Here is a 14706-nt window from a genome sequence, read left to right as displayed (position 1 = left end):
CAGGGGGTGCGTGGCAACGCGGGCGCGCCGCGTACAAGCGTTGGTTCGAGGAGGGGCTGAGCGCTACGGCATGTCATTATTGTTATCTCCAATAAGCCTCATGGACCGCGTGCAACACGGTTGCCATCGATTATTGGAAACGGATGTAAGGTGCCGTTGTACGAACCGCTCGAAGATGTAAAAAGTCGTAAGTTTTTTGTATGTCAGCGCTGGGTCAGCTGTTGCAGGGTCGTGCGGGCGTGTTCCAGCTGGGCTGTCAGCGGCTCGCCGAGCGCCAGCAGCGCCTGCACGTCGTGACGCTGCGCTGCCGCCTCAAGGCGGCGCAACAGCGCCGCCAGGCCGGCAAAACCCAGGGAATCGCAACTGCCCGCCAGGCGGTGCGCAAGGTGCGACACCTCTGTGCAGTCCATGGCCTGCAGGGCATCGGCCAACGCGGTCGCGTGTTGTTCGAGCGAATGTTGCAACACCGCCAGCAGGTCCTGAAGCTTCTGCTCACCGAGCAAGCTGCGGTGGGTTTGCAGCAGCGACCAGTCCATGCCCAAGCCATCGGCAGGCGCAGCCACCTCGGCAGGCGCCGCCTCGGCCAGGGCCTGGCGCAGCTGGCCCAGCCGCAGCGGCTTGGCCAGTACCCCCTGCATGCCGGCGGCCAGGTAACCGGGCACCTGCGCTGGCTGCACCCCGGCGGTCAGCGCCAGGATGCGGCTGTCACGGTTTGGCCCTGGGGTAGCGCGGATACGCCGGCACAACTCCACACCGTTCATGCCGGGCAAGTGCACGTCCAGCAGGATCAGGCCGAACCGCTGCTGGGCACAGGCTTGCAGGGCTTGCTCGGCGTCCTCGGCAAAGCACACCCGGTGGCCATCGCGGGCCAGCAAGCCGCCCACCACCTCGCGGTTCAGCGCCACGTCCTCGACCACCAGGATATCCAGGCTGGCCGAGGCCACGTGAGCGTGCTCACGGGCGACGGCAGGCTGCCCACGCGCCAGGTCGAGCTCGAACCAGAAGCAACTGCCCTGCCCTGGCACGCTGTCCAGGCCTATGCACCCGCCCAGCTTTTCCACCAGGTGCTTGCAGATCGCCAGGCCCAGGCCGGTGCCCCCGTAACGCCGGGCCACGGCTTCGCTGGCCTGGATAAAGCGGTCGAAGATCTTCGCCTGCATGGCCGGTTCGATGCCGATGCCATTGTCACTGACCGACACCCGCAGCCGCTGCCCGCGTTCATCGCTGGCCAGCACCTGCACCCTCAGCGTGACCTGACCGTGCTCGGTGAACTTGATGGCGTTGGCCAGCAGGTTGCTCAGCACCTGGCGCAGGTACTGCTCGGCGCCGTGCTGGTGCTCGGCCAGCTGCCCGTCGATCGCCACGTGCAGCGTATCGCCACGCTCCAGGGCCATGGGTTCGAGCAATGCCAGCACCTCCCCGCACAGCTGGCGCAGCGAGAAAACCAGCGTTTCGGCGTGGCTTTCACCCTCTTCCAGGCGGGCAAAGTAAAGCACCTCGTCAAGAATGGCCAGCAGCCCTTCGCCGGCCTTGTACAAGGCTTCCAGGCGTTGCCGGTGGGTAGCGTCGAGCCTGGCGCCACGCAGCAGTTCGGCCATGCCCAGAATGCCGTTGAGCGGCGTGCGCAACTCATGGCTCATGGTCGCCAGAAAGCGCGACTTGGCCAGGTTGGCGGCTTCAGCCTCGTCCTTGGCCCGGGCCAGGCTCGCCGTGCGCCGCTCGACCATGGCCTGCAGCTCATCGCGCTTGCCCTGCAGCGCCAGGCGGTCGAGCTCGCGGCGCTCGATGTCGCTGAGGATGGCTCGGCGCATATCGTCCAGCGCATGGGCCACGGTGTCGATTTCGTCCGGGCGCGCCGAGCGGCGCCGGTCCAGGCGCAGCGGCTGCTGCCAATGCCCGGCACCGATGCGCCGGGCAAATTCGGCCATCACTTGCAAATGGCGCGTCACTAGGCGGTAGAACAACCCCGACAACGCGACGGCCAGGCCACACAGGAAAACGCCCATCCACAGCAGGCTGGCCAGGCCTGTGGCATACAGCCGCCGGTGCACCGCGCCCAGGTCGATGCTGACCTCCAGTTCGCCAAGGTGCCGCGCCGGCCCCGAGGGCGGCTGGTAATCCAGGGGGAAGCGCTCGATGCGCAGGGGCCCCTTGGGCTCGGCATCACCGCGCAACAGGGTGAAGTCATCGCTGACCAGGCGTACCCGGGCCACATCGGAAAAGTCCACCAGGCCACGCAACTGCACATCCAGTTGCGCTTCGTCGAGGTCCCACAGGCTGCGCTCGAGGCTTGCCAGGTAACCGGCACGGATCAACGCCATGCGCGCTTCAATATCACGCATCTCACGGCGGTATTCGAAGTACAACTGCACGGAGCTGGCCAGCACGGTGAAGCACAGGCTGAACAGCAGGATGAACAACAGCAGGCGCCGCAGCAGGCCATCGGTGCGCAGGCGGATCATCGCGCGTCCGCCGGCAGGTCGATCATGTCGCGGTAGGTCACTTCGCTCTGCTCCAGCCAACGGTCGATCTCGCCGGCCTCGCGCATGCGCTGCAGTTGACGGTCGATCTCGTCCATGTGCTGGCTCAACGGTGATTGCCGCGACACCGCAACGCGCAGGTAGTCCACGCTCAGGGCGGCGGGCAAGGCGCGGATGTCTTCGGCGCCGGGCAGGTGCTCGATGAATAGCTCCCCGGTGCGCCGCTCCTGAATCACGAAGTCGATGCGCCCACGGATCAGCTTGCCGAAGTTCTGCTGGCTGGACGAGACCCGCTCGATGTTCTGGTGACGGGCGACGAAACGGTCGAATTCGGCGCCATAGCTTTCACCGTAGAGCAACCCGCCACGGTACCGGGCCAGGTCTTCCAGGTGCTCGAACTGCACGGGTCGATGGCGGTTGTAAAACACCGCCACTTCCTCACGGATCACCGGCACCGAAGAAAACCGCATGCCCTGGTCACGTTGGTCGCTGTCGTAGGCCAGCACCACATCCACCCGCCCGGCGGCAACGTCCATCAGGCAACGCTTCCAGTTGCCCAGCACCACGGTCTGCACGTCTCGGCCCATCCGCGCGAACAGCTCACGGACCACCGTTGGCGCCAGGCCGCGCACCTGGTGGCCATCGCTCCAGGAAATCGGCGGGTATACCGGGTAGTCGCAGTAGCGCACCGGCTCGGCCGCTGCGGCCTGCACGCCTGGCAGCAGCAAGGCCAGGGCGAGCAGGCTGCCAAGGGTGTTCACGCCGCCACGCTGGCAGTGAACAGGTAACCGGTGCCATGGATGGTGATGATCAACTGCGGCTCGGCCGGGTCGTCGTGCAGCTTGCGGCGCAGGCGGCCGACCAGCACGTCGATGGAACGGTCGTTGGGCATCCACTCACGGTTGCGAATCTGGTCCATCAGCTGGTCGCGGCTCAAGGTATGGCCACTGTTGCGCAGAAACACGCTGAGCAACTGGAACTCGCCGTGGGTCAGCAAGGTTTGCCCGCCACGGGGGTCGATCAGGCGCCGGCGGTCAGTGTCCAGCGCCCAGTCGGCAAACTGCTTCAGCGATTGTGCGCAGGCGGGGGTTGGGTGCACCTCGCGGGCATGGCGCACGCGGCGAATCAGGTTTTTGGCGCGCGACACCAGCTCACGGGGGTTGAGCGGTTTCATGATGTAGTCGTCGGCGCCGCACTCCAGGCCGACGATGCGGTCGATGTCGTCGTTGCGCCCGGTGATGAGGATGATGCCGACCTCCGAGCGCACCCGCAGCTCGCGGGTCAGGGTCAGGCCGTCCTTGCCGGGCAAGCGGATGTCCAGCAGCACCAGGTCGACGTCGTGGCTGCCAAGCAGCGCCTCGGCCTTTTCGGCGGTGTCGGCACAGTGCACGTCGTAGCCTTCCTGGGACAGATAGGCCTGCAGCAAGTCACGAATAAGCGGATCGTCATCGACGATCAATACCCGAGGCGTCATTGCGTGTCGTCTCTTTTTTTATTGGTTTGGTCTACACACTCGCGACAGCAGCGTACTCGTTACTGAACGAGCGATCAACAGCCCTCGGGCAGGCGGAAGCGTTGCCGCCCACCGGCCTGCAAGCCATCGACCCAGGCCTCGCAGATCTGCACACCCTGGGCCGGGGTGAAGGTGCCGGGGTTCAGGCCCGATTCGAGCCACAGGCCATCGAGCAAGGCGCTCAGGCTGATCGCTGCCAGGTCGGCGTCAAAGCCCTGCCAGCCCTCTTCCACGGCCAGCGTGGCAAGCAGCCGGCTCAGCTCGTTGCGGTATTCGCCATACGAGTGTTCATGCACCTGGTTGATCGCCTCGGCGGTCTTGACGGCGCCCCAGAACGCTAGCCAGGCATCGAGCAGCTGCGGGTCGAGCAGTTCGGCGCAGAACGAGGCGCGGAAGAACGCCGACAGCCGCTCGCGGGCCGTGGGCGCGGCCTGGGCCATGGCTTCGCGCAACAGGCCCATGACCCGCCCGGTGACCGCCATGTAGGCTTCGGCCACCAGTTCGTCCTTGCCGGCGTAATGGTGGCTGATCAGCCCCACCGACACCCCGGCCTCGGCGGAAATCTTGCGGATCGAGGCCCCCTGGAAACCATGGCGTTTGAGGCAGACCAAGGTCGCTTCGACCAGGTTGGCCTTGCGCAATTGCGGCAGCATGCGGTGGTAGCGGGCTTCCTGGCTCATCGGCGGTTCTCGGGCGGTTGACGGGGCTGAACGACTGTACAACAAGCCGAACGCCATGATAAACCCTGATGGCCACTGCCCGGCGGTTACCCTGTTGCCGGGCTCACCCACAACAACAAAAGCGGCTGCCATGAACGACCTGATCACACGCGAACTGGACCAGGGCCTGCTGACCCTGACCTTCAACCGCCCCGACAAGCTCAATGCCCTGAACATCGCCATGTACCGCCAGTTTGGCGACCTGCTGCTGGCGGCGGGTGAAGACCCGCAGGTGGAGGCGATCCTCATCACCGGCGGCGCGCACTGCTTCAGCGCCGGCAACGACCTGCGCGATTTCCTCGACAACCCGCCCTGCGACAGGGACAGCCCGGTGTTCCGCCTGATGCGCATTGTCATGGGCCTGGAAAAGCCGCTGATCGCTGCGGTCAGTGGCGCGGCGATCGGCATCGGTGCCACCCTGCTGCTGCATTGCGACCAGGTACTGGTCAGCCGTTCGGTGAAGCTGCGCATGCCGTTTGCGCCGCTGGGAGTATGCCCGGAGTTTGGTTCCAGCCTGTTGCTGCCGCGTATGCTCGGGCATGCCCGCGCCGCCCGCTTGCTGATGGCCAACGAGCTGCTCGATGGCGAGCAGGCGGTAGCCTGGGGGTTGGCCAATGAGCTGCATGACGATGGCGAGCAGTGCCTGGCGGCTGCACGGCAACTGGCGCGGCGCCTGCAGGGTTATCCGCAGGAAGCGTTGCGGGTCAGCAAGCGCCTGCTCAAGGATGGGCTGCGCGAGGCGCTGGAGGCGACTGTGGAGCGGGAGAGCCAGTTGTTTATCGAGTGCTTGCGCACGCCGGCGGCCAGGGCGGCGTTGCGGGAGTTGCTCAGGGATTGAGGATCGGGCGCTGGTCTTGAAGTGCATGGCCTGATTTTTCTGGCGCCTGTGAGATCGAGCGCCGCCCGCGCGGCGCTCGATCTCAAAGGCGCCAAAACCCTCAAGCCCCACACCCCGAAGACCACACCCAATCCCCCCTAATACCCCGTCATCTCCAGATACCCCCGCCCCCCCACACGCCCCTGCAAGCGCACCGGCCCTTCCCAATATGCAAACCGTGTCCGCATCCAGGCACGCGGTTCCACGGCATCAGCCCGCACATCAACCCCATACTCCACCACCCGCACCCGCCAACGCGTCGGTACCGCCCTACCGTCTTCCTGCCGATTCCAGGCCAACGCCTCCAACTGAATCTGATCCCCCCGCAGCGCCACCACCTCCCCCTGCGGGCTGACCCACGTCCCCGCCCGGTACGGCAAACCCCCGGTGTCGCGCACCTGGAACAGCATCAGCTTCGCACCACTGTCCAGGTGCAGTGAAAACCAGTCCCACCCCGTCTGCCCGGCAGCCAGCGGCTGGCTGCTCCATTCCCGGTCAAGCCAGGCCTGGCCGGTCACCGCAATGCACTGCCCATCACGCTCTACCTCACCGCTGACCCGATAAAACGGCTGACTGTAGTAATACGAAGCTTGCCCCTTGCCCGACTTTTCGCTGTAGCCCTGGCTGCCGTGCAACACCAGCGGCCTGTCACTGCGCAGGCTCAGGTCGTAGCGAAAGCCTTCACCAGCTGCCTTCATCTGCAACCCCGCGATACCCTCGTGCCCCTGCAATGACCAGTCATTGATCCAAGCCCGGAACGGCTCTGCCACCACGCCCGCCTGGCCGACACCGCCGCGCGCCAAGGTCTCGCCAGAACGATGCCCACCTGGCCCGGTCAGGGCCGCGTGCCCCATCCACAGGTTTGGGCTGTTCCAGTCGCGGGTCTCGGCCCCTGGGCGCAGCGCCGAACGGAACAGCGTCCACTGCGCCCCCCAGTCACGGCCCTGGCTATCCTTGAGGTTCGCGGTGACGTACCACCACTCGATGCGAAAACCATCGTGGGCCCCGTGATCACGCGGGAACACCAAGGCGTGATCACGCGTCACCTGGCTGAACCCGCTAACCTGCTGCCCCAGCCCGGCAAAGCTCTCGGGCGCAGGCTCATCACACCCGCACAGCAGCAGGCACAACAGCACAGACGCGCTACGTTTCATCGGCAAACTGCCTCAACAAATCGCTTGGCTGGCGCCGCGCCAGTTGCCACAACGGCCAGGCGCTGGCCAGCAGGCTGGTCAGGATGCCCAGCACGGCCAGTTGCATCAATTGCGCAGGGAAGACATACAACGGCAATCGCCAGCCGAACGCCTGCACGTTCACCACCGCCACCAGGCACCACGCCAGCAAAACCCCTACCGGGATCGCCAGCAGCACGGTGAGGCAGCTCAGCATCAGCGTCTGGCCCAAGCTCAGCCAGACCAATTGCCTGCGGCCCACCCCCAGTGCCCAAAGCGGCGCCAGCTGGCCCAAGCGGCTCTGGCCCAGGGTCAGCAGGTTGATGAACATGGCCACGCCAGCAACACCCAGCGTGAGGCTGTTGAGGGCAGCGGTGGCGGCGAAGGTGCGGTTGAACACGTCAGTCGACCACCCCTTCAAGCGCGACTGCTCGACCACGCGGCTGTCGTCCAGGGCAAAACGCTGCTGCAGCGCGGCCTTGAGGGCCGGCACGTTCGCGGGGGCGCTATCCAGGCTCAGGCCGGTCAGCGTTGCCTGCGGCCAATGCTTGCGCAGCCAGTCGGCATTGACCAGCACATGCCCCTTGGGGTTGCCGTAATCGGCATACACCCCCACCACCGTCATGGGCGGCGCGCCATCGGTTGCCAGTGCCAGGGTATCGCCCACGCCCAGGCCGAGGCGGCGGGCCAACTGCTCACTGAGCATTACTCCCTTGCCCTGCGCCAATTGCTGCCAGGCCTGCGCGTGCTGCTCCAGCAAGGGCCAGCGGCTGCGGTAGGCCGGGTGGTCGACAACCCCCTGCACCTGCACCGGCCAACCCTGCAGGCGGGTTTCCACACGCCAGCCTGGCAGTACCACCTTGGCCGCAGGTTGCTGCTGGAGCCATTGGTACACCTGCTCACCTTGCGCAGTATCCCGGGGCGTCACGTAGAGATCGGCGGCCAAGCGCAGGTCAAGCCAGCCAACAAAGGTCTTGCGAAAGCCCTCGGTCATGCTGCCCACGCCAACACTGGCGGCCAGCGCAAGCAGCAAGGCCATCAACGCCAGGCTCAACGCAGGCAACTGTTGGCGGCTATCGGCGATGAACCACTGCGACAGGGGCCGACGGCGCCCGCGCGCGGCCCAGGCCAATACACCGTCGAGCAAGGCTGGCAACACCAGTGCCGAAGCCAGCAGCAGTGCCGCCACCGTGACAAATGCACTGACCAGGCCCTGGCCCAGTTGCCAACCGCCCAGCATCACCAGCAGCAAAAATACCGCCAGCCAGCGCTGGCGCCTCAACCAACGGCCTTGTGCCAGCCGCCAGGCCTGGGGTTGCGCAATCGCCAGCAAAGGCAGGCGGGCGGCCTGCAGCACACTGCCGACCCCGGCCAGCAGCGCCCCCAGCACACTCACCAGCACCCCCGCCAACCACCACCACGCCGGCAGGTGCAACGCTGCGCCAACTTGAGCGCCATACAGGCCACGCAAGCTGGCTGCGAAGTCCGGCAGCAGCAGCGCCGCCAGCCCATAGCCGCTGGCCACCCCGGCCAGACCGCCCAACACGGCGAACAGCCCCAGCTCCAAGGCCAACCCAAACAACAGGCTGTGCAAGCTGACGCCACAGGCACGCAGGCTTCTGATCAGCTTGCGGCGTTGCTCCAGTGCCAGGCCAATGGCGGCATGCGCGATAAACAGCCCGACCACGAACGCCAACAGGCCGAGGGCCGTCAGGTTCAGGTGAAAGCTTTCGGTCAGCCGCTGCAAGCCACCGTCGTCACTGGGGGGTTGCATTTCGAGCTGCGCGGCAATATCTGCAGGCAGTGGCTCGACAGGCCCCGTCAGCAACAGCCGCGACAGCCGCCCAGGCGCCTGCAGCAAGGCTTGGGCATGGCCGATGTCGACCACGATCACGCCTGGCGCCAGCTCCGGCTTGAGCACAAAAGGCGGCAGCACCTGCCCCTCACTGTTCACGGCCTGGTCGGTAACGACCTTGCCCAACTGGCGCAACGTATCCTGCCCTACCCAGGCTTGCCCGGGCGTACCAATAAAGGCCTGCAGATCGAAGTCTGCCGCCCGCACACCGGCAACGGCGGTGGTCGATGGCAGGCTCAGCGGCTCGATGCCCAGCAGTCGAACACTCACCGGCTGCTCCCCGGCAAACCGCAACCGCCCTTCCAGCACCGGGGCAACCGGCCAGCCCAACTGGCGCAATTGCAGGTACAGCGCCTGATCGAACCGCTCCCCCTCACGCGGCACCAACTGCGCTTGCAGCGGCCCCGCCAACACCGCACTGGCGCGCGCATAGTCGCTGCGCGCCTGGGTGTTGAGCGCCTGGACACCGGTCCATAGCGCAGTGGCCAGCCACAAGCCGGTAAAAATGCTGAAGCACTGCACGCGATGACGCTGCCAATGGCTCAACAGCGCCCGCAAGGTGAGCATCAGCGGGTTCATGGGCCGTGCTCGTCGCGCACACGGCCAGCTTGCAAGTAGCAGCAATGCGCCAACCGCGCTGCCAGGCGCTGGCTGTGGGTCACCATCAAGACACTGCTGCCGGCCTCGGTCACCAGCTGTAGGAACAGGCCCAGCACCTCGTCGCTGCTGGCTTCGTCCAGGCTGCCGGTGGGCTCGTCGGCCAACACCCATGCGGGGCGAGCCGCCAGGGCGCGGCCGATGGCAACCCGCTGCTGCTGGCCGCCGGACAACTGCTCGGGGTAACGCGTCAACAGCTCGGCCAGGCCCAGACGCGCAGCCAGGTAGGCCAGCCAAGGCCGATCATGCCGGCCGGCAAGCCGTGCTTGAAAAGCAAGGTTCGCCCCCACATCCAGGCTGCTGATCAGGTTGTACTGCTGAAACACCAGGCCGATACCTTCGCGTCGCCAGCGCGCCAGGGACGATTCCGAGCGACTATCGAGCGGTTCACCGTCAATCAGGATGCGCCCACTGTCGGCACGGTCCAGCCCGGCAATCAGGTGTAACAACGTACTCTTGCCACTGCCGGACTCGCCCATCAGCGCCAGGCTGCTGCCGCGCGCCAGGCACAGGTCGATGCCCTGCAGCACCGGCAGCGGGCCTTGGGGCGTGATGAACGACTTGTGCAGTTGCTCGACCACCAGCATCGGGAGTGTTCCTCGTGGCGCCACCTCGCAAGCGGTGGCTGAGTGCCCCCTTAGGAATAGCACAGCCAGGCACTACAACCGCCAGGCAACGATTTAATGGATCCATAAAAACAAGCCAAGCCCATCAGGGTTCGATAATCGCCCATATATCGGCGAATTACAGGCTTATTAATTTGACCAAAGCATCAAGCGCCCTGTTTAATGGATCCATTAAATAAAAATAATCGCTACTCCGGAGAGCCTCATGTACCCGAGAAACACTTGGTATGTCGCCTGCACCCCTGACGAAATCGCCGACAAGCCGTTGGGCCGGCAAATCTGCGGGGAAAAGATCGTGTTCTACAGAGGCCACGAGCACCGGGTGGCGGCGGTGGAAGATTTTTGCCCGCACCGCGGCGCGCCACTGTCGTTGGGCTATGTCGAAAACGGTAACCTGGTGTGTGGCTACCACGGCCTGGTAATGGGCTGCGACGGCAAGACTGTCGAGATGCCAGGCCAACGGGTCAGGGGCTTCCCCTGCAACAAGACTTTCGCCGTGGTCGAGCGCTATGGCTTCATCTGGGTCTGGCCGGGCGACCAGGCACAGGCGGACCCAAGCCTGATCCCCCATCTGGAATGGGCGGTAAACGATGACTGGGCCTATGGCGGCGGGCTGTTCCACATCGGCTGCGACTACCGCCTGATGATCGACAACCTCATGGACCTGACCCATGAAACCTACGTGCACGCCTCCAGCATCGGCCAGAAGGAAATCGATGAAGCACCGCCCGTGACCACCGTCACCGGTGATGAAGTGGTGACTGCACGGCACATGGAAAACATCATGGCACCGCCGTTCTGGCGCATGGCCCTGCGCGGCAACGGCCTGGCCGACGATGTACCGGTGGACCGCTGGCAGATCTGCCGCTTTACCCCGCCCAGCCATGTGCTGATCGAAGTCGGCGTGGCCCACGCGGGCAAAGGTGGCTATCACGCCGACGCGCAGCACAAGGCATCCAGCATCGTGGTCGACTTCATCACCCCCGAAACCGACACCTCGATCTGGTACTTCTGGGGCATGGCCCGCAACTTCGCTGCGCAGGATCAAGCGCTGACCGCAAACATCCGCGAGGGCCAGGGCAAGATCTTCAGTGAAGACCTGGAAATGCTCGAACGCCAGCAGCAGAACCTGCTCGCCTACCCCCAGCGCAACCTGCTCAAGCTCAACATCGATGCCGGTGGCGTGCAGTCGCGCAAGATCCTCGAGCGCCTGATCGCCAACGAGCGCAGGCCCCAAGCCGAACTGATCGCGACCAGCGCAAGCCCAGCCTGACGAGGAACGGACATGATCGATGCCGTAGTGGTTTCCCGAAACGACGAAGCACAAGACATCTGCAGCTTCGAACTGGCCGCCGTCGATGGCAGCCTGCTGCCGCCCTTCAGCGCCGGGGCACACATTGATGTGCACCTGCCTGAAGGGCAGGTTCGCCAGTACTCGCTATGCAACCACCCCGAAGAACGCCACCGCTACCTGATCGGCGTGCTCAAAGACCCCGCCTCACGCGGCGGTTCGCGCAGCTTGCACGAGCAGATCCACAACGGCGCCCGCCTGCGTATCAGCGCACCGCGCAACCTGTTCCCACTGGCCCAGGGCGCCCGCCGCAGCCTGTTGTTCGCAGGCGGTATCGGCATCACCCCGATCCTGTGCATGGCTGAGCAGCTGGCCGCCAGCGGCGCGGATTTCGAACTGCATTACTGCGCCCGCTCCAGCGAACGCGCAGCCTTCATCGAGCGTATGCGCGGCGCCGCCTTTGCCGATCGCCTGTTCGTGCATTTCGACGAGCAACCCGAGACCGCGCTGGACATCGCCCAGGTGTTGGCCAACCCGCAAGCCGATGTGCACCTGTATGTGTGCGGCCCGGGCGGGTTCATGCAGCACGTGCTGGAAAGCGCCAAGGCGCAGGGCTGGCAGGAGGCGTGCCTGCACCGCGAGTACTTTGCCGCCGCGCCGGTCGATACCCAGGGCGATGGCAGCTTCTCGGTCCAGCTGAACAGCACCGGCCAGGTGTTCGAGGTGCCCGCCGACCAGAGCGTGGTGCACGTGCTTGAACAGCACGGCATCGCGATTGCCATGTCGTGCGAGCAAGGCATCTGTGGCACCTGCCTGACACGCGTCCTGTCCGGCACGCCCGAGCATCGCGACCTGTTCCTCACGGAGCAGGAGCAGGCCCTGAACGATCAGTTCACGCCCTGCTGCTCGCGGTCGAAAACCCCGCTGCTGGTGCTTGACCTCTGAGGGGCCTCACGTCGAGGGCAGGATGACCTTCATGCGCGCGTCTGCCGTTGCCGCGCCGAAGGTCTCGGCATAACGCAAAGTGGCATTGGCGTGCTCGCGCATGATGGCTTCGGCGCGGGCACCCTGCCTGCTGACCAGGGCATCGAACACCGAATGGTGCTGCATGTGCGCGTAGTTGAAGCGCCGGTATTCACGCGCCAGGTCATGGCGGTCCACTGCCAGGGCGGTGACCGAGGCGAACGGCAGGTGGTCATTGCGCGCCAGGGCATCGGCGATCGCCGGGTTGTGGCTGGCTTCGACAATCACCTGGTGGAAGCGCATGTTGAGGTCATGGTAGGCCTGCAGGTCCTCTTCGGTGACGAAGCCTTTGCCGAACAGCTGGTCGCCTTCGACCAGGCAGCGCTGCAGCGCCTCTTGTGCTTCGGGCGACAGGCCACGCTCTGCCGCCTGGCGGGCGGCCAGGCCTTCGAGCACACCGCGAACCTCGACTGCGCCGGCGATGTCGTCTGCGCTGACCGAACGCACCTGAAACCCACGCCCGCCAAAGCGCACCAGCAAGCCTTCCTGCTCAAGGGTGCGGAATGCCATGCGCACCGGCATGCGCGAAACACCGAAGCGTTCGGCGGTGGGGATTTCCATCAGACGCTCGCCGGCGGCCAGCTCGCCGGAGGCGATCATCTTGCGTAGCGTAACCAGCACCAATTGACCGGGCTTGCTCATCCAGGCAGTTTCCAGAGACGTGGGCGGCCATCTTAGCGTACTGGGAAAGCTTGTGGATCGCCTGGCGTGTGGCTGAGGGCGCAGAGGTGCTCGCCTTGATGCAGTTGGGGAGTTGAAATCGAGCGCTGCCCGCGCGACGCAGAGTGCCTGTGGTACTGTGCTGCGACACCCCCAAGGAGCCCCCCCACATGGACGTACGCTGCACCTCGATCGAGGACGTTCGCTCGCGCATCGATCACATCGACCAGAACCTGGTCGCACTGCTTGCCCAACGTGGCCAACTGGTCGCCCAGGCGGCGACTTTTAAGAAGACCCGCGACGATGTGCGCGCACCGGCGCGGGTCGAGCAGGTAATCGCCAAAGTGCGTGCCATTGCCGGCGATACCGGGGCATCGCCCGAGGTGGTGGAACGGGTGTACCGGGCGATGATTGCGGCGTTCATCGATGAAGAGCTGAGACTGCATGCCGCGTTAGATCGGGAGTGAGTTGGGGCCGCTTTGCGGCCCATCGCGACGCAAGGCCGCTCCTACAGGAATATACGATCTCTTGTAGGAGCGGCCTTGCGTCGCGATGGGCTGCGAAGCAGCCCCAATGTCAAGCCTGGAGGGCATCCCTTGCCCTCACCTTTGCGACTCACCCCGCCAGCACGAAGTCCGCTGCCGTCACAGTCGTGGCATCGGCAACCCCTACCAGGCGAATCGAGTCGGTAGCGCCAATGCTGACCAGCGTATCGGCACCGACATCGGCGATGGTGACGTTGCCCGCGAAGGTCGCCGCAGTGATGTTGAACGCGGAGATATCCAGCAAGTCCTGACCTCCCACCAGGTTGGCATCGAAGTTGATGATCAGGTCGGCTCCAGACCCCGCACCGAACTGGAAGGTATCGTTGCCATCGCTGGCGATCATCGTGTCATCACCCGCGCCGCCGTTGACCGTATCATCGCCAATCGCGCCGTTGATGAAGTCACTGCCGCTACCACCTGACAAGATGTCGTTGCCATCATCACCGAACAGCGTGTCGTTACCCGCCCCACCACTCAGGATGTCATTGCCCAGGCCACCATCGAGGCTGTCGTTGCCAGTGCCCCCGTTGATGGTGTTGGCCAGCGTGTTACCGCTACCGACGAAGTTGCCCACTCCGATATAGGTCAGGTTTTCGACGTTGGCACCCAGGGTGTAACTGTCTAGCGTGGTACGCACGCTATCGGTACCGGCCCCCGCGGCCTCGATTACCAGATCCCCGGTGTTATCCACCACGTAGGTATCGTTGCCAAGGCCACCCACCAGGCGATCAGCACCTGCACCGCCATTGAGCAAGTCGCTGCCAGCGCCTGCGCTGATGATGTTGTCGAGCGCGTTACCGCTAGCAGTGAAGTTGCCCACCCCGGTATAGATCAGGTTCTCGACATTGCTGCTCATGCTGTAGCTGGCTAGCGTGGTACGCACGGTATCCGTACCGGCCCCCGTGGCTTCGATCACCACATCCCCGGCATTATCCACCACGTAGTTATCGTTGCCGAGACCACCCACCAGGCGGTCGGCACCCGCACCGCCATTGAGCAGGTCGTTGCCAATACCGCCGACCATGATGTTGTCCAGCGCGTTACCGCCACCGACGAAGTTGCCTACCCCGGTATAGATCAGGTTCTCAAGATTGCTGGTCATGCCGTAGCTGGCCAGGGTGGTACGTACGGTATCCGTACCTACCCCTATAGCTTCGATCACCACATCTGCGGCGTTATCCACCACGTAGATGTCGTTGCCGAGACCACCCACCAGGCGGTCGGCACCTTCACCACCATTGAGCAGGTCGTTGCCAATACCGCCGACCATGATGTTGTCCAGCGCGTT

The 14706-nt window shown here is 64.9% G+C and carries 13 protein-coding genes; 4 read left to right on the top strand and 9 right to left on the bottom strand.

Annotated elements, in window-relative coordinates; all coding sequences use genetic code 11:
* Window positions 1–203 precede the first annotated feature (203 nt).
* The 4 genes from LOY26_RS09890 to LOY26_RS09875 all read right to left on the bottom strand — a co-directional run bounded on the left by LOY26_RS09890 (window position 204) and on the right by LOY26_RS09875 (window position 4673).
* Entirely contained in the window at window positions 204–2462 is a 2259-nt protein-coding gene (locus LOY26_RS09890; RefSeq protein WP_258714657.1) for an ATP-binding protein, read from the bottom strand.
* Window positions 2459–3241: an ABC transporter substrate-binding protein gene (locus LOY26_RS09885; RefSeq protein ID WP_186659903.1), complete on the bottom strand. Its 783-nt coding sequence runs from the start codon at window positions 3239–3241 to the stop codon at window positions 2459–2461. Before LOY26_RS09885 ends, LOY26_RS09890 begins: the two co-directional genes overlap by 4 nt.
* Window positions 3238–3954, bottom strand: a complete 717-nt coding sequence (locus tag LOY26_RS09880; RefSeq protein ID WP_047580969.1) for a response regulator — start codon at window positions 3952–3954, stop codon at window positions 3238–3240. Before LOY26_RS09880 ends, LOY26_RS09885 begins: the two co-directional genes overlap by 4 nt.
* Window positions 3955–4028: 74 nt before the next feature.
* Window positions 4029–4673 carry a TetR family transcriptional regulator C-terminal domain-containing protein gene (locus LOY26_RS09875; RefSeq protein ID WP_033698782.1) on the bottom strand — a complete coding sequence of 215 codons (645 nt, stop codon included), beginning with the start codon at window positions 4671–4673 and terminating at the stop codon, window positions 4029–4031.
* A 130-nt stretch (window positions 4674–4803) separates the two neighbouring features.
* On the opposite strand from LOY26_RS09875, the gene LOY26_RS09870 reads away from it, so the two are divergent.
* Window positions 4804–5550: an enoyl-CoA hydratase gene (locus tag LOY26_RS09870; RefSeq protein ID WP_258714656.1), complete on the top strand. Its 747-nt coding sequence runs from the start codon at window positions 4804–4806 to the stop codon at window positions 5548–5550.
* Between the two features lie 137 nt (window positions 5551–5687).
* Here LOY26_RS09870 and LOY26_RS09865 read toward each other — a convergent pair whose 3' ends face one another.
* Genes LOY26_RS09865 through LOY26_RS09855 form a run of 3 tightly spaced genes read right to left on the bottom strand, consistent with a single transcriptional unit; the run spans window position 5688 to window position 9860 of the window.
* On the bottom strand, window positions 5688–6743 hold the full coding sequence (locus LOY26_RS09865; RefSeq protein WP_258714655.1) for a lipocalin-like domain-containing protein: 1056 nt from the start codon (window positions 6741–6743) through the stop codon (window positions 5688–5690).
* Window positions 6733–9195: an ABC transporter permease gene (locus LOY26_RS09860; RefSeq protein ID WP_258714654.1), complete on the bottom strand. Its 2463-nt coding sequence runs from the start codon at window positions 9193–9195 to the stop codon at window positions 6733–6735. Before LOY26_RS09860 ends, LOY26_RS09865 begins: the two co-directional genes overlap by 11 nt.
* A complete protein-coding gene (locus tag LOY26_RS09855; protein ID WP_258714653.1) occupies window positions 9192–9860 on the bottom strand; it encodes an ABC transporter ATP-binding protein in 669 nt (222 codons plus the stop codon). Before LOY26_RS09855 ends, LOY26_RS09860 begins: the two co-directional genes overlap by 4 nt.
* Before the next feature lie 244 nt (window positions 9861–10104).
* Here LOY26_RS09855 and LOY26_RS09850 point away from each other — a divergent pair, with 244 nt between their 5' ends.
* Together LOY26_RS09850 and LOY26_RS09845 are read left to right on the top strand one after the other, a co-directional pair.
* On the top strand, window positions 10105–11172 hold the full coding sequence (locus tag LOY26_RS09850; RefSeq protein WP_186661314.1) for an aromatic ring-hydroxylating dioxygenase subunit alpha: 1068 nt from the start codon (window positions 10105–10107) through the stop codon (window positions 11170–11172).
* A gap of 12 nt (window positions 11173–11184) precedes the next feature.
* A complete protein-coding gene (locus LOY26_RS09845) occupies window positions 11185–12135 on the top strand; it encodes a PDR/VanB family oxidoreductase (RefSeq protein WP_033697174.1) in 951 nt (316 codons plus the stop codon).
* Window positions 12136–12141: 6 nt separating this feature from the next.
* Here LOY26_RS09845 and LOY26_RS09840 read toward each other — a convergent pair whose 3' ends face one another.
* Window positions 12142–12855: a GntR family transcriptional regulator gene (locus tag LOY26_RS09840; protein ID WP_186661318.1), complete on the bottom strand. Its 714-nt coding sequence runs from the start codon at window positions 12853–12855 to the stop codon at window positions 12142–12144.
* A gap of 188 nt (window positions 12856–13043) precedes the next feature.
* On the opposite strand from LOY26_RS09840, the gene LOY26_RS09835 reads away from it, so the two are divergent.
* Window positions 13044–13340: a chorismate mutase gene (locus LOY26_RS09835; protein ID WP_186661321.1), complete on the top strand. Its 297-nt coding sequence runs from the start codon at window positions 13044–13046 to the stop codon at window positions 13338–13340.
* A 148-nt stretch (window positions 13341–13488) separates the two neighbouring features.
* On the opposite strand, the gene LOY26_RS09830 is transcribed toward LOY26_RS09835, so the two are convergent.
* Window positions 13489–14688, bottom strand: coding sequence for a calcium-binding protein (locus LOY26_RS09830; protein ID WP_408980760.1), 1200 nt, complete (start codon window positions 14686–14688; stop codon window positions 13489–13491).
* Between the last annotated feature and the right edge of the window lie 18 nt (window positions 14689–14706).

The organism is Pseudomonas sp. B21-047 (assembly GCF_024748775.1).
GTDB classification, from domain to species: domain Bacteria; phylum Pseudomonadota; class Gammaproteobacteria; order Pseudomonadales; family Pseudomonadaceae; genus Aquipseudomonas; species Aquipseudomonas capeferrum.
The sequence above is the reverse complement of the archived record's forward strand: the minus strand, read 5'-3'. Positions and strand labels throughout refer to the sequence as shown.